Origin of the sequence: Streptomyces caeni (genome assembly GCF_042678285.1) — a bacterium.
GTDB lineage: Bacteria > Actinomycetota > Actinomycetes > Streptomycetales > Streptomycetaceae > Streptomyces > Streptomyces caeni.
Genome location: NZ_JBHUDX010000005.1, coordinates 26118 through 41303 on the forward strand (window position 1 = coordinate 26118; position 15186 = coordinate 41303).

13 protein-coding genes and 1 pseudogene are annotated in these 15186 nt (G+C 71.9%); 11 read left to right on the forward strand and 3 right to left on the reverse strand.

The features are described from left to right. Window positions 1–47: 47 nt before the first annotated feature. Window positions 48–1298, reverse strand: a complete 1251-nt coding sequence (locus tag ACFSL4_RS02460) for a YncE family protein (protein ID WP_381077772.1) — start codon at window positions 1296–1298, stop codon at window positions 48–50. A gap of 278 nt (window positions 1299–1576) precedes the next feature. Here ACFSL4_RS02460 and ACFSL4_RS02465 point away from each other — a divergent pair, with 278 nt between their 5' ends. The 6 genes and pseudogenes from ACFSL4_RS02465 (at window position 1577) to ACFSL4_RS02490 (ending at window position 7655) form a co-directional block, all read left to right on the forward strand. After that, the gene (locus ACFSL4_RS02465) at window positions 1577–2236 is read left to right on the forward strand and encodes a TetR/AcrR family transcriptional regulator (protein WP_381077773.1); all 660 of its coding nucleotides are present in this window, start codon (window positions 1577–1579) and stop codon (window positions 2234–2236) included. 218 nt (window positions 2237–2454) lie between these two features. Next, window positions 2455–3627 (forward strand): annotated as a pseudogene (locus ACFSL4_RS02470) (aldehyde dehydrogenase family protein); the annotation flags it as partial. Window positions 3628–4097: 470 nt separating this feature from the next. Further along, on the forward strand, window positions 4098–4847 hold the full coding sequence (locus ACFSL4_RS02475) for a PIG-L deacetylase family protein (RefSeq protein WP_381077776.1): 750 nt from the start codon (window positions 4098–4100) through the stop codon (window positions 4845–4847). Continuing rightward, window positions 4844–5557 carry a 4-carboxy-4-hydroxy-2-oxoadipate aldolase/oxaloacetate decarboxylase gene (locus tag ACFSL4_RS02480; protein ID WP_381077779.1) on the forward strand — a complete coding sequence of 238 codons (714 nt, stop codon included), beginning with the start codon at window positions 4844–4846 and terminating at the stop codon, window positions 5555–5557. The genes ACFSL4_RS02475 and ACFSL4_RS02480 overlap by 4 nt, the downstream gene beginning before the upstream one ends. Next, window positions 5554–6708 (forward strand): 4-oxalomesaconate tautomerase, encoded by a 1155-nt coding sequence (locus tag ACFSL4_RS02485; protein WP_381077782.1) that lies wholly within the window; start codon window positions 5554–5556, stop codon window positions 6706–6708. Before ACFSL4_RS02480 ends, ACFSL4_RS02485 begins: the two co-directional genes overlap by 4 nt. Continuing rightward, entirely contained in the window at window positions 6705–7655 is a 951-nt protein-coding gene (locus ACFSL4_RS02490; RefSeq protein WP_381077784.1) for a catechol 2,3-dioxygenase, read from the forward strand. The genes ACFSL4_RS02485 and ACFSL4_RS02490 overlap by 4 nt, the downstream gene beginning before the upstream one ends. Before the next feature lie 545 nt (window positions 7656–8200). On the opposite strand, the gene ACFSL4_RS02495 is transcribed toward ACFSL4_RS02490, so the two are convergent. Continuing rightward, a complete protein-coding gene (locus ACFSL4_RS02495; protein ID WP_381077786.1) occupies window positions 8201–8626 on the reverse strand; it encodes a BlaI/MecI/CopY family transcriptional regulator in 426 nt (141 codons plus the stop codon). 166 nt (window positions 8627–8792) lie between these two features. On the opposite strand from ACFSL4_RS02495, the gene ACFSL4_RS02500 reads away from it, so the two are divergent. Next, window positions 8793–9311, forward strand: coding sequence for a MarR family winged helix-turn-helix transcriptional regulator (locus tag ACFSL4_RS02500; RefSeq protein WP_381077789.1), 519 nt, complete (start codon window positions 8793–8795; stop codon window positions 9309–9311). Between the two features lie 31 nt (window positions 9312–9342). On the opposite strand, the gene ACFSL4_RS02505 is transcribed toward ACFSL4_RS02500, so the two are convergent. After that, on the reverse strand, window positions 9343–11109 hold the full coding sequence (locus ACFSL4_RS02505; RefSeq protein ID WP_381077791.1) for an ABC transporter ATP-binding protein: 1767 nt from the start codon (window positions 11107–11109) through the stop codon (window positions 9343–9345). A gap of 177 nt (window positions 11110–11286) precedes the next feature. On the opposite strand from ACFSL4_RS02505, the gene ACFSL4_RS02510 reads away from it, so the two are divergent. From ACFSL4_RS02510 to ACFSL4_RS02525, 4 genes are all read left to right on the forward strand, one after another. Then, window positions 11287–12375 (forward strand): S-(hydroxymethyl)mycothiol dehydrogenase, encoded by a 1089-nt coding sequence (locus tag ACFSL4_RS02510; RefSeq protein WP_381077794.1) that lies wholly within the window; start codon window positions 11287–11289, stop codon window positions 12373–12375. Beyond that, a complete protein-coding gene (locus ACFSL4_RS02515) occupies window positions 12375–13004 on the forward strand; it encodes an MBL fold metallo-hydrolase (RefSeq protein WP_381077797.1) in 630 nt (209 codons plus the stop codon). Before ACFSL4_RS02510 ends, ACFSL4_RS02515 begins: the two co-directional genes overlap by 1 nt. A gap of 102 nt (window positions 13005–13106) precedes the next feature. Further along, window positions 13107–14021, forward strand: a complete 915-nt coding sequence (locus tag ACFSL4_RS02520; RefSeq protein ID WP_381077799.1) for an SDR family oxidoreductase — start codon at window positions 13107–13109, stop codon at window positions 14019–14021. Between the two features lie 156 nt (window positions 14022–14177). Beyond that, the gene (locus tag ACFSL4_RS02525) at window positions 14178–15146 is read left to right on the forward strand and encodes an aldo/keto reductase (protein ID WP_381077802.1); all 969 of its coding nucleotides are present in this window, start codon (window positions 14178–14180) and stop codon (window positions 15144–15146) included. Window positions 15147–15186 lie beyond the last annotated feature (40 nt).

Consider the following 15186-nt stretch of genomic DNA (forward strand, 5'->3'; position numbering starts at 1 on the left):
CGTCCCCCGGAGCGCTCAGCGCCGGACGGGTCGGCCGCCGGACCGGATCAGCCGGCGGAAGGACCCGTCCAGTCCGCGGGGACGTGCGCCAGGCGCACCCGCTGCGGGTGGTCGCCGACGTTCACGCTGGTGACCTTCTCACCGGTGGCGAAGTCGATCGCGGTGATCTTGTCGGCCCCGGCCTCGGAGATGACGCAGTCCTTGCCGTCACCGCTCACGGTCGCCCAGTACGGCGTGGACGCGGTGATCAGCGGGCCCTCCTGGAGGGAGGCCCGGTCGACGACGGTCGCGTAGTTGTCCATCGTCCCGGCCGCGCACAGCTTGGTGCCCTCGGGGTTCATCGAGATGCCGTGGTGGCGTGAGTCGAGGAGCCAGGTGGTGCGGTCCTTGTTCGTCGCCGGGTTCTCCGGCAGCGTCTTCACCCGGGTGATCTTGTCGGCGGCGATGTCGTACTCCAGGAAGCCGTTGAAGAACGACACCTGGAAGTACAGCTTGGACCAGTCGGGGGTGAACGCGGCGGGCCGGACGGCGTCGGAGAAGTTCTTCAGGCCGATCGCGTCGAGCCGGTCGCGCATGTCGATGCTCTTGACCTGCTTGAACGTGGTCGCGTCCACGATCGTGATGTGGCGGTCGCCCTTCGTCCAGTCCACCAACGGGTCGTCGAGCGCGGTGGTGACCTCGCCGATGGACATGTTCCAGATGTACTTGCCGCCGTTGGTGAAGACGTTCTCGTGCGGCTTGTCGCCCGTGCTGAACTCCCCGACCTTCTTGCCGGTGACGATGTCCAGCACCTGCACCTTGTTGGCGGTCGAGGCCGAGACCGCGACCCGGGTGCCGTCCGGGGAGACCGCCATGTGGTCGGCGCGGTAACCGGCGACCGGGAAGCGCCAGTTGATCCTGCCCGTGGCCAGGTCGATGGAGACGACGTCGGCGAAGCTCGGCCGGGAGACGACCATCGACCTGCCGTCCGGGGTGGAGTACATGTCGTCGACGTACTGGTCATGGCCCTCGCCGACCTGGTTGCGGATCGACATGTAGTAGATCCACTTGATGGGATCGGCGTTGATCTCCGCCAGCCGCTCCGCCTTGTCCGGGATGACGTTGACCTGGCCGATCTTCGCGAAGTCACCCGTCGACTTGACGACGTCGGCGGTGCCGTCCCAGTTGTTGCCCACGAACAGCACCTCGCGCAGCGCGGCGGAGGAGTCCTGGGCGGTGGCGGCGGTCGCGGTGCCGCCGGCGGTCAGGGCCAGAACGGCGGTGAGGGAGAGGAAGTGCCGGGGTCTGAGGACGGACATGCGGGTCCCTATCTTCGTCGATGGTGGGGGCATGACAACAGCGCGCACTGGCGTGCCCGGCCCGGACGGGCCGGGACGGCCGCACCGGCTCCGCGGGGCCGGGGCGGGGGTGGTACTCCGGCTCCGGGGAGCCGGGCATGGTGCGGCTCGGGATCTGAATACGCCTGCGTTCAGAGTGACCTTACTGGAAAGTAAGGAAGGGGTGGGCCTCTTCACAAGACCCCGGGCGGGACAAAATTGTCCGGCAGGCGAAGGGAACACCGAGCGAGGGAGGGCGCGTGACGGGCAGGCTCAGGCAGCCGACGGGCCGGTACGGCGGCAAGTCGGCCGAGGAGCGGCAGGCCGAGCGGCGCCGGCGCTTCCTGGACGCCGCGCTCCAGTTGTTCGGCGACAGCCCCGGCTTCCGGGCCACCACGGTCGCCGCGCTGAGCGAGGCCGCGGGCCTGTCGACGCGCCAGTTCTACGAGGAGTTCCGCACCCTTGAGGACGTCCTGGCAGTCCTCCACCTCCAGGTCAACGACTGGGCGGAGGAGGCCGCCGCCGTGGCCCTCGCCGAAGCCGGCGACCTGCCGCTCGCGCAGCGCGCCACCGCGGTCTTCCGGGCGTACGCGGCCGACATCACCTCCGATCCACGCCGGATCCGCATCGCCTTCGTAGAGATCATCGGTGTCAGCCCCCGGCTGGAGGAGCAGCGCCTCGAACGCCGGTCCCGGTGGGTGGACTTCATCTGCGCGGAAGCCACGCGGGCCGCCGCGCGCGGCGAAGTGGCGCCGCGCGACTACCGGATCGCGGCCGCGGCGTTCATCGGCAGTGTCAACGGTCTGCTGCACGACTGGCGGGCCGGCCGGGTGGACGCGACCCTCGATGAGATCGTGGACGAACTGGTCGGGCAGCTGCTCGCCATGGCGCGCCCGGCCGGATGGCTTCCGGGCACCTGAGACACCGGGTGGCCCGCGTCCCCGCGCCGCTCTCCACGACCCCGCTGTGTCCGCCGCCCCTGCGCGGATCACGGCCCGGAACGCGACGAGCGTCATACGGGCGGCCGTGACGTTCCTGAACCTGCCGGACACCTACGGGACATGAGCGACGACGAGATCTCCGCCGCTGCCTGTCGCGACCACTGTCGAGGGGACCGGACATGGACGACTCGGCCGACCGGCCGTGGGCCTTCTTCGATGTGGCGCTGGCCGCGAACATCCTGTGCGAGGCGGCGGCCACGGTCACCGCGCCGCGCGGTGAGGTGCTCGGTGCCCAGGAGGAGGGTGTGCTGGGGCTGGCGGCGCGTGAACCGCTGGGCGTGGTGGCCGCGTTCGCGCCCTGGAAGGCGCCGGTCATCCTTCGGGGTACGGGCGGTGGCCGCGCCGCTCGCGGCAGTCAACACGGTGGTGGTGAAGCCGAGCGAGGACGCGCCGATGGCCTGCGGGCTGCTGGTCGCCGATGTGCTGCGGGAGGCCGGGCTGCCGGACGGGGTGCCGAACGTGGTCATCAATGCGCGCGAGGACGCGTCCGCGGTCGCCGAGGCGCTGATCGCCGACCCGCGCGTGCGGGCGGTCGACTTCACCGGATCGACGGCCGTCGGGCGCGTCGTCGGTGAGCTGGCGGCGCGTCACCTCAAGCCCGCGCTGCTGGAGCTGGGCGGCAAGAACGCGGTGATCGTGCTGGCCGACGCCGATGTGGACTACGCGGTCGACGCGGTCACCTTCAGTGTGTTCATGAACTCCGGGCAGATCTGCATGTCCGGCGACCGCGTCCTCGTCCACGAGTCGCTCGCCGAGGAGTTCACGCAGAAGTTCGTGGAGAAGGCCGCCGGGCTGCGGGCGGGCGACCCCACGCACCCGAGGACCGTGGTCGGGCCCCTGGTCGGCGCCGCGGCGGCGCAGCGGGTGGCCGCGCTGGTGCAGGAGGCCGTGGCCAAGGGGGCCGGGATCCTCATCGGCGGCGAGCCCGAGGGCGCCGTGCACCCGGCGACGGTCCTGGCTGGCGTGCCGAAGGAGGCGGAGCTCTACCACGCCGAGGTGTTCGGTCCGGTCTGCGTGCTGGAGAAGTTCGCCGACGATCACACGGCGATCACGCTCGCCGATGACACGGACAACGGCCTGACCTGCGGCATCATCACCGAGAACGCCACCCATGGCCTGGCCGTCGCCCGCCGGGTGCACACCGGCATCGTGCACATCAACGACCAGTCCGTCGCCGACGAGCCGCACGCGCCCTCCGGCGGGGTGAAGGCTCCGGCTACGGCCGCTTCGGCGGACGCTGGGGCATCGAGGCGTTCTCCCACACCCGCTGGGTCACCACCGCCACCCGGCAGGCCCACTGCCCGTTCTGACGGGGCGGCGGGCCGACGCCACGCTCGGCACCGCCTCGGCACCGTCCCGGTACCCCGTCCGGCCTGCTTCACGCCCTTGTGCAACACCTCACGCAGGGCTGTCGCGTATACCTAAGGCAATCTGGCAGATGAAATTGTTGACAATCTTGTCGGGTTGGTTCTAGGTTCGACAGGCACTCGTTCAGGGAGGGCGACGATGCCGAACGGCGCTGGTCGGAGGACCGGAGAGCACGCCGAGCACGGTGTGACGCGCGCCGGCGCCCGGGCGGTATCGGCCGATCGGGAGGCACAGAGGCGTCGGCGGCGGTCCCTGAACGAGCACCTGGCCGTGATCGGGGCGATCAGGGCCGGGGACTCGCCGGCGGCCGAGGCGGCCAGTCCGCGCCCACCTCGCCGGCGTGATCGAGGCGCTGTGCGCCTGACGCGACCTGCGGTGGGCGCGTACCCGTCCAACCAAGGAGATCTCAGCAATGACGCATGGCCATGCGCCCGCCACCCCACGATCCACGCTCGTCATCACCGCGCACGCGGGGGACTTCGTGTGGCGTGCGGGGGGAGCCATCGCCCTGGCCGCCTCCCGCGGAGAGAAGGTCACCATCGCATGCCTGACCTACGGCGAGCGCGGTGAGTCCGCCAAGGCGTGGCGCGAGGGCAAGAAGCTGGAGGAGATCAAGGCGATACGCCGGCAGGAGGCCGAGAAGGCCGCCGACACCCTCGGCGCCGAGGTCGTCTTCTTCGACGCCGGCGACTACCCGCTGCTGCCCACGCCCGAGCTGACCGACCGGCTGGTGGCCGTCTACCGCGCCACCCGGCCCGACGCCGTGCTCACCCACCCGCTGGAAGACCCCTACAACGGCGACCACCCCGCCGCGGCCCGCATGGCCCTCGACGCCCGGGTGCTCGCCCAGGCCATCGGCTACCCGGCAGACGGCGAGATCATCGGTGCCCCACCGGTTTTCTTCTTCGAGCCCCACCAGCCGGAGATGTGCGGCTTCACACCCGAGGTGCTCCTCGACATCACCGACGTGTGGGAGACCAAGCGCAAGGCCATGGAGTGCCTGGCCGCGCAGCGGCACCTGTGGGACTACTACACCGACCTCGCCGTCCGCCGCGGAGTCCAGCTCAAGCGCAACGCCGGCCCCAACCTGGGCCTGCCGCACCGGACGTACGCCGAGGCCTACATGCGTCCCTACCCGCAGGTCACAGGGGAGCTGGCATGAGCGGCGTGATCGTCACCGACCCGCCGAAGGCGGACGCCGAAGACGTCGAGGCGCTCGCCGGATACGGCGTGGCCACCGTGCACGAGGCGATGGGCCGCACCGGCCTGCTCCCCGGCCGGCTGCGCCCGATCCAGCAGGGCACCCGCGTGGCGGGCACCGCGGTCACCGTGCTCTCCTGGCCCGGCGACAACCTCATGATCCACGCGGCGGTGGAGCAGTGCGGTGACGGGGACATCCTGGTCGTCGCGACCACCTCGCCCTCCACCGACGGCATGTTCGGCGAGCTGTTCGCCACCGCGCTGGCGAGGCGCGGCGTGCGCGGCCTGGTCATCGACGCGGGCGTCCGCGACACCGCCGAGCTGCGTGCGATGGGCTTCCCGGCGTGGGCCGCCGCCGTCTGCGCGCAGGGCACCGTGAAGGCGACCGGAGGGTCCGTCAACGTGCCGGTCGCGATCGGCGGCCAGGTGGTCCGGCCCGGCGACGTGATCCTCGCCGACGACGACGGTGTGGTGGTCGTGCCCCGCGAGCACGCCCGCCGGGTGGCCGGGGCGTCGAAGGCCCGGGAGACCAAGGAGGCCGCCTCCCGCGCCGCCTTCCTCGAAGGACAGCTGGGCCTGGACCGCTACGGGCTGCGCGACACCCTGGCACGCCTGGGCGTGACCTACCGGTCCTATGACGAACACGCGCGGGACGAGGGAGCCGGATCGTGACCGGGCTCGGGGAGGTGCGCTGCATGCTGATGTGTGGCGGCACCTCCAAGGGCGCCTACTTCCTCGCCGGGGACCTGCCGTCCGAGGCCGCCGAACGCGACGGCCTGCTGCTGCGCGTCATGGGCAGCCCCGACCCGCGCCAGATCGACGGCCTGGGCGGTGCGCACCCCCTGACCGGCAAGGTGGCCGTGATCTCCGCATCGGGCGACGCGGAGGCGGACGTCGACTATCTCTTCCTCCAGGTCGCCGTCGACAGGCCCGAGGTGACCGACCGGCAGAACTGCGGCAACATCCTGGCCGGAGTCGGCCCCTTCGCCGTGGAACGTGGACTCGTCGCCCCGGGGGACGGTGAGACATCCGTACGGATCCGCATGCTCAACACCGGGGAGCGCGCCGTCGCGAGGTTCGCCACCCCCGGGGGACGAGTCGACTACACCGGTGGTGCCGAGATCTCCGGCGTCCCGGGGACCGCCGCCCCCGTGCTGATGGAGTTCCCGCCGGGCGACAGCCCTTTGCTGCCCACCGGGAACGCCCGCGACACGATCGCGGGCACGCCGGTGACGTGTGTGGACAACGGCGTGCCGACCGTACTGATCGCCGCGGCCGCCCTGAAGGTCACCGGATACGAGGACCCCGGGGACCTGGAGAAGAACCGGTCCCTGGCCGGCCGGCTGCGCGAGATCCGGCTGGCGGCGGGCCGGCTGATGGGCCTCGGCGACGTCGAGGGCACGACCGTGCCCAAGCTCAGCCTGCTGGCGCCGCCCCTCGACGGCGGCGCCGTCATGACCCGCACCTTCATCCCGGTGCGCTGCCACACGTCCATCGGCGTCCTGGGCGCCGCGAGCGTGGCGGCGGGGCTGCGCGTTCCCGGGGGCGTGGGGGAGGGGATCGCACGGCTTCCCGCCCGGGACGGACGCACCCGCATCGAACACCCCAGTGGATTCCTGGACCTCGACGTCCGGGTCGACCCCGGCTTCGACGGGACCCCGCCGGTGGCCCGGCGCACCGCCGTCGTGCGCACCGCGCGGAAGATCCTCGACGGCACCGTCTTCGTCCGGCCCCCCGGGCTCTCGGCCGTGCCCGAGCAGGGGGGGACCTCCGGCCACCGCACCCACTCCCGCACCAAGCCACTAAGGAGGAGCCGGCCATGACTCCGCCCCTCGGGGACATCGCCCACCTCGGGCACGTCGAACTGCTGACCCCGGACCTGGACCGCAGCCTGGCGTTCTTCACCGACTACCTGGGCCTGACGGTCAACGGGCAGGACGGTGACTCCGTCTACCTGCGGACCTGGGACGACTACGAGCACCACAGCCTGGTCCTGACCGCGCACGAGACCTCGGGCATCCGCCGCACGGCGCTGCGGACCTCCAGCGAGGAGGCCCTGCGGCGCAGGGTCGGGGAACTGGACGCGGCCGGCCGGCCGGGCCGGTGGACCGAGGACGAGCCGGGCCTCGGCCCGGTGTACGTCACCACCGACCCGGACGGCCACGAGCTCGCCCTGTACTGGAAGTCCGAGTGGTACCAGTGCCCGGAGGAGCTCAGACCAGGCCTGAAGAACCAGCCCCAGGCCAAGCCGGGCCACGGCGTGGGGGTACGGCGGCTGGACCATGTGAACTTCCTCGCCTCCGACGTCGCCGCCAACGCCGACTTCCAGCAGCAGGTCCTCGGCGCCCGCCCGACCGAGCAGATCAGGCTCGACAGCGGGAAGATCGCGGCCAAGTGGCTGACGTTCACGAACAAGTCGTACGATCTCGTCTACACCGAGGACTGGACCGGCTCACGCGGCCGGCTGCACCACGTCGCGTTCGCGACGGACACCCGCGAGGACATCCTGCGCGCCGCGGACCTGGCCCTGGACACCGGGGTGTTCATCGAGACGGGCCCGCACAAGCACGCGATCCAGCAGACGTTCTTCCTGTACGTCTACGAGCCGGGCGGCAACCGCATCGAGCTGTGCAATCCGCTCACCCGCCTGGTCCTGGCCCCGGACTGGCCGCTGATCACCTGGACCGAGAACGAGCGGGCCAAGGGTCAGGCGTGGGGCTTGAAGACCATCGAGTCCTTCCACACCCATGGCACGCCACCGGTCGCCTGAATCCGGTACCACGGGGGGTGGGGGCGCACCGCGGTGGGCCCCCCACCCCCCGTGCCGTCTGCGGTTTCGCCCCGTACCGACGCGGTCTGTCCGCCCGCGGCGGCAGACCGGCCGCACCAGTCGTCGGACTGTGCTGGCCGGCCGTGCTCTTCGAGGGCCTCGACATGTTCGTCTACGGCTCGGCGCTGCCCCACATGCCGGGGCAGAAGGCCCCCGGGATCACCCCGGTGCCGTCTTCGGCCCGTGGCTCGGTGGCCGGTTCCTCGCCTCCGGGCACGGCGGCCGGGGCTTCACCGCCTTCGCGCTCGCCGGTGTGTCGTCCATGGTCTTCACCGGCCTCGCCGCCCTGCGCTCGTCCCGGCGGCCGACGGCCACCGGTGTGCCGCGGGAACTGATCGCCTCCCACTGACCACGGCGGCCCCGCGCAGCCGGCGCGACCCCGGGCACCCGGAAGGCTCTGCCGCGAGCAGATGACGCGGCGGGGTGCCTCCCGTTCCGTACGGCAGTGGCCGGCAGCGGCGTACGGGACCCCGGCCGGCGCGGGCTCAGGGCCGCCCGTCGCCCCCATCGGCGTCGTCGCGCGCCCCGCCCTCCTGCAGCAGCCGCCCGAGCGACCGGGCGTCCTGCTCGGACAGTGCGGAGACGAAGTGCGCGAGCACCGCCTCGTGGTCGTGGCCGCGCTCCAGCAGCGTGTGCATCTGCTCGGCGGTGTGGGCCGCCTCCGCCCGGGCGGGCTCGTAGGCGTACCCGCGGCCCTCGCGGTAGCGGACCAGCATGCTCTTGTCGTACAGCCGGGACAGGATCGTCAGCACGGTCGTGTACGCGAGGTCTCCCGGCAGCCGGTCCCGGACCTGCCGCGCCGTCAGTGGCCCGTCGGCCGCCCAGAGCACGCCGAGCACCCCGCTCTCCAGTTCGCCGCGCGCACGCCGGCCGGATGCCGGACCGGCTTCGCCGTTCGTGGGGTCGTGCACCGTTCGGCTCCCCTCGCCGTTCGGCTTCCCGGGCTACCGACAAGCTACTACGGTCTGTAGAGGACGTGACCCATCCTCACGCCGGTCCGGGCGGAACGGTCGGGGCGGGCCGGTCCGGACGGGGAATTTTACTTGAGTAAGGCAACTATGTGGTAGTGTGGCGGGTATGCCCACCGCACAGCCGCCCGCAGGTCCCGCCTCCCCGGAAGTGATCGAGATCGAGCGCGCGCTCAACCGCATCAACTACCTGAGCACCCGGGCCCGCCATCACGACCGGCTGATGGCCATGGCCGGAGTGCCGCTGGATCGCGCGGCCGTCGCGCTGCTGCGGCAGATCGCCGATTCCGAGCCGCTGCGCCCGGGGGAGCTGGCCCACCGGCTCGGCGTCGAGGCCTCCCATGTGACCCGCCAGGTGCAGCAGCTGCAGCGGGACGGCTACGTCACACGTGCACCCGACCCCGACGACCGCCGCGCCCAGCGCATCGAGATCACCCCGCGCGGCCAGGAAGCCATCGGCCGCATCCGCGACGTCGGCGTGCGCGGCATGCAGGTGGCCCTGTCCGCGTGGTCGTCCGGGGAACTCCGCCAACTCGCCACCCTCTTCCACCGCATGGTCGACGACTTCCTCGCCCACGCCGCCGACGACGCCCAGGAGCCCCTCGCGGCGGCACGCCCGGAGTCCTGAACGCATCGGCGAGGGCCCCCACACCCCGCCGTCAGCCGGACGCGGCGAGGAACTGCGTCGCGGCCAGCTCCGCGTACAGCGGGTCCGCGGCGACCAGTTCACGGTGCGTGCCGACCGCACGGACACGACCCGCGTCCATCACCACGATCCGGTCCGCCATCGTCACGGTCGACAGCCGGTGCGCGACCACCAGAACCGTCGTCGACCGCGCCACATCCGCGACCGTGTCCCGCAGCGCCGCCTCGTTGACCGCGTCGAGCTGCGAGGTCGCCTCGTCGAGGAGCAGCAGACGCGGGCGGCGCAGCAACGCGCGAGCGATCGCGACCCGCTGGCGTTCACCGCCGGAGAGCTTGGTCCCGCGATGCCCGACCAGGGTGTCGAGCCCCTGCGGCAGCCGCTCCACCAGACCGTCGAGGCGCGTCGTCTTGATCACATCCAGCACCGCGGCGTCGTCCGCCTCCGGATCGCCGAGGAGCAGGTTGTCGCGCAGGGATCCGGACAGCACCGGCGCGTCCTGCTCCACATAGCCGATGGAGGAGCGCAGACGGGACAGCTCCCAGCCGGCCACATCACGGCCGTCGAGCGTGATGGTGCCGGACTCGGGCTCGTAGAACCGCTCGATCAGCGAGAACACGGTCGTCTTGCCCGCGCCCGAGGGGCCGACGAACGCGGTCATGCCCTGGGCCGGCACCGCGAAGGTCACGCCGTGGTGCACGTACGGCAGGTCGTCGGCGTACCGGAAGCGGACGTTCTCGAAGGCGAGGGCGGCCGGTCGCGCGCCGGGTGACGGCAACGGCGCGGGCAGGGCGGCCGGTTCCGCGGGCAGCCGCATCGCCTCCTGGATGCGGGCGAGCGCGGCGGCGCCCGTCTGGTACTGGGTGAGCGCGCCGACCACCTGCTGGATCGGCGACATCAGATAGAAGACGTAGAGCAGGAAGGCGACCAGGGTGCCCACGTCGATGGCCCCGGTCGCGACCCGGGCGCCGCCCACCGCCAGCACGGTGATGAAGGCGAGCTGCATCGCGAGTCCCGCCGTGTTGCCCGCCGCGGCAGACCACTTCGCGGCCCGTACGCTCTGCCGCCACGACTCCTCGGCCGCCGCGTGGACGCGTTCCTCCTCGCGGTGCTCCGCACCCGATGCCTTCACCGTGCGCAGCGCGCCGAGGACCCGCTCCAAAGACGCGCCCATCGCGCCCACCGCGTCCTGGGCCTGGCGGCTGGCCCGGTTGATACGGGGCACGATCACACCGAGCACGGTGCCCGCGACCAGGATCACGGCGAGCGTGACACCCAGCAGCACCACGTCGACCAGACCCATCATCACCACCGTCGCCACCAGCGTCAGCCCACCGGTCGCGAGGCCGACCAGCGAGTCGGTGGTGACCTCCCGCAGCAGCGTGGTGTCGGAGGTGATACGGGCCATCAGATCGCCGGGTTCGGTGCGGTCCGCGGCGGATATCCGCAGCCGCAGCAGATACGACGACAGGGCGCGCCGCGCACCGAGCACCACCGACTCGGCGGTGCGCCGCAGCACGTACGAGCCCAGCGCGCCCACCGCCGCGTTGGCGACCACCAGCGCCGACATGCCGAGCAGCGCCCAGGTGATGGGCCGGTCGTGCCCCAGATCGTCGATCAGCGCGCGGGCCACCAGCGGCAGCAGGAGCCCGGTCGCGCCGGTGACCAGCCCGAGCAACCCGCCCGCGAACAGCGCCCACCGGTGCGGTCGTACGTATCCGAGGAGCAGGCGCCACGCGGGCGGCGTGGACTGCGGCTGTGCTTCCGTCTCTGCGATGGTCACGGCATTCCTTGCGGGGTAGGGGCGTTCAGCCTACGTCGGCACGGCGAACCGATCTCATGTCGGTGGCGCGGAATACGTGCGCATGACGTCTCGGGCGCGCAGGATCATGGGTGCGGGCCGCCGTGGTCCGCACCGGGCGCGCGAGGCGCCCCACCACCGACGGAAGGCAGCAGCACCATGGCGCAGGAAGTACGCGGCGTGATCGCCCCTGGCAAGGGCCGGCCGGTGCGGGTCGAGACGATCGTCGTACCGGACCCGGGACCCGGTGAGGCGGTGGTGCAGGTCCAGGCATGCGGTGTGTGCCACACCGACCTGCACTACAAGCAGGGCGGCATCAGCGACGACTTCCCGTTCCTGCTCGGGCACGAGGCGTCCGGGATCGTGGAGGCGGTGGGGGAGGGCGTCACCGAGGTGGCGCCGGGAGACTTCGTGGTCCTCAACTGGCGGGCGGTGTGCGGGCAGTGCCGGGCCTGCCGGCGGGGCCGGCCCTGGTACTGCTTCGACACGCACAACGCGCGGCAGAAGATGACCCTCGCCGCTACCGGCGAGGAGCTGTCCCCCGCCCTCGGTATCGGCGCCTTCGCGGACAAGACGCTGGTCGCCGCCGGTCAGTGCACCAAGGTCGACCCGTCCGTCTCCCCGGCCGTGGCGGGGCTCCTGGGCTGCGGCGTCATGGCGGGCCTCGGCGCGGCGGTCAACACCGGGAACGTCGGCCGGGGCGACTCGGTCGCGGTCATCGGGTGCGGCGGCGTGGGCGGTGCGGCGATCGCCGGGGCGAATCTGGCCGGCGCGGCGAGGATCATCGCGGTGGACGTCGACGACCGCAAGCTGACCACCGCCAGGGAGCTGGGCGCCACCCACACCGTCAACGCGAAGGACGGCGATCCGGTCACGGCGATCCGCGAGCTGACCGGCGGTTTCGGTGCCGACGTGGTGATCGAGGCGGTCGGCCGCCCGGAGACGTACAAGCAGGCGTTCTACGCCCGGGACCTGGCCGGCACGGTGGTCCTGGTGGGAGTGCCCACCCCGGAGATGAAGCTGGAACTACCGCTGCTGGACGTCTTCGGGCGCGGCGGCGCGCTCAAGTCGTCCTGGTACGGCGACTGCCTGCCCTCACGCGACTTCCCGATGCTGATCGACCTGCATCTCCAGGGACGCCTGGACCTGCAGAAGTTCGTCTCCGAGACCATCGCCCTCGACGAGGTCGAGAAGGCCTTCGAGCGGATGCACCACGGCGACGTGCTGCGCTCGGTGGTGGTGCTGTGATGACCACGCGCATCGACCACCTGGTCACCTCCGGCACCTTCTCCCTGGACGGCGGCACCTGGGACGTCGACAACAATGTGTGGATCGTCGGCGACGACCACGAGGCCATCGTCATCGACGCCGCCCACGATCCCGACGCGATCGCCGAGGCCGTCGGCGAGCGGCGGCTGCGCGCCATCGTGTGCACCCACGCCCACAACGACCACATCGACGCCGCGCCCGCCCTCGCCGACCGGACCGGCGCGACGATCTGGCTCCATCCCGACGACCTGTCGCTGTGGAAGCAGACTCACCCCGACCGCCTGCCCGACAACTGGCTGGAGGACGGCCAGGTCATCGAGACGGCCGGCACGGATCTGACCGTCCTGCACACCCCGGGCCACTCCTTCGGGGCGGTCTGCCTCCACGACCCGGGCCTGGGCACGGTCTTCACGGGCGACACCCTCTTCCACGGCGGCCCGGGGGCGACCGGACGCTCGTACTCCCACTTCCCGACGATCATCGCCTCGATCCGTGACCGGCTGCTGACCCTCCCGCCCGAGACGGTGGTCCGCACGGGCCATGGTGAGACCACGACCATCGGCGCCGAGGCACCGCACCTCGACGAGTGGATCGCGCGAGGCCACTGACCCGACGGCGCGCCTGCCCACCGGAGGCGAAAAGGCGACAGAGGACGTCCGGCTTCCGCGAGATCGTCGGCACAGACGGTGCCACGAACGCGGAGGTCGGACATGCCGAGGTCACTGAAGGGCAAGGTCGCACTGGTCGCCGGGGCGACACGGGGAGCCGGCCGGGGGATCGCCGTGGAACTGGGCGCGGCCGGAGCCACGGTGTACGCGACCGGGCGCAGCACGCGCGAGCGGCGCTCGGAGTACGACCGGCCCGAGACCATCGAGGACACCGCCGAGCTGGTGACCGCGGCCGGCGGGCGCGGTATCGCCGTACCCACCGACCACCTGGTCCCCGCCGAGGTACGCGCCCTCGTGGACCGCATCGCGGACGAGCAGGGGCGCCTCGACATCCTGGTGAACGACATCTGGGGCGCCGAGAAGCTGTTCGAGTGGGACCGCCCCGTGTGGGAGCACGACCTGGACGACGGACTGCGCCTGCTGCGGCTCGCCGTCGACACCCACGCCGTCACCAGCCACTGCGCGCTGCCCCTGCTGCTGCGCCGCCCCGGCGGCCTGGTCGTCGAGATGACCGACGGAACGGCCGAGTACAACCGTGACACCTACCGGGTCTCCTTCTTCTACGACCTGGCGAAGGCGGCCGTGCTGCGGATGGCGTTCGCCCTCGGCCACGAGCTGGGCCCGCGCGGCGCCACCGCGGTCGCCCTCACCCCCGGCTGGCTGCCCTCGGAGCTGATGCTCGACCTGTTCGGAGTGGGGGAGGAGAACTGGCGCGACGCCCTGGACCGCGTACCGCACTTCTGCATCTCCGAGAGTCCCTTCTACGTCGGCCGGGCCGTCGCCGCGCTGGCCGCCGACCCCGACGTCGCCCGCTGGAACGGCACCTCCCTCTCCAGCGGGCAGCTCGCCCGGGTGTACGGCTTCACGGACCGCGACGGCAGCCGCCCCGACGCCTGGCGCTATCTCGTCGAGGTACAGGACACGGGCAGGCCGGCGGACGCGACCGGGTATCGCTGACCGGCGCCCGCAAGACTCCGGTCTTCGGGTAGCGCGGCACCCGAGGTGGGCAGGGATCACCTCGTCGGGGGCCCACGGCGTCACCGCGCGGACCGTGAGCGGTCAGGTCCGGGCGGCCGGCACCCGGCCCCACCCCCGAGTGAAAGCAGGAGTCCCATGGAGTACGTGAAGCTCGGTCCGACGGGTCTTGACGTGTCCCGGATCTGCCTGGGCTGCATGAGTTTCGGCCTCCCCGACCGCGGCACGCACACCTGGAGCCTCGACGAGGAGGCGTCCCGCCCGCTGATCCGCCGGGCGCTCGACGCCGGCATCAACTTCTTCGACACCGCCAACGTCTACTCGGACGGCACGAGCGAGGAGATCGTCGGCAGGGTGCTCGCGGCGGACGCCAGCCGCGACGAGATCGTGCTGGCGACGAAGGTGCACGGCAGGACGCGGCCCGGGCCCAACGGCGGCGGCCTGTCCCGCAAGGCGATCATGACGGAGATCGACCACAGCCTGCGCCGCCTCGGCACCGACTACGTCGACCTGTACCAGATCCACCGCTGGGACCCCCTCACTCCGGTCGAGGAGACGATGGAGGCCCTGCACGACGTGGTCAAGGCGGGCAAGGCCCGCTACATCGGGGCGAGTTCGATGTATGCCTGGCAGTTCTCCAAGGCCCAGTACACGGCCCGGCTCGGCGGCTGGACGCAGTTCGTGTCCATGCAGAACCACTACAACCTCCTCTACCGCGAGGAGGAGCGCGAGATGCTGCCGCTGTGCGCGGACCAGGGCGTCGGCGTCCTGCCCTGGAGCCCGCTCGCCCGCGGGCGGCTCACCCGGGACTGGGACGACACCAGTGAGCGCAGCCGTACCGACGAATTCGGCAGGCGGCTCTACCGGGAGACCGACCGGGCCGTCGTCGACGCCCTGGCCGCGGTCGCCGCCGAACGGGGCGTCGCGCGGGCCCGAGTCGCGCTCGCCTGGCTGCTGCGGCAGGGCACCGTGGCCGCGCCCATCGTCGGAGTCACCAAGCCTCACCACATCGACGACGCGGTCGCCGCGCTCGACATCGACCTCACCGACAAGGAGATCCAGACGCTTCAGGAGCCGTACACGCCGCACGCTGTCAGCGGCCACTGACACCCCGCCGAGACGCTCCGGGGCGGTACGGATCCCATGG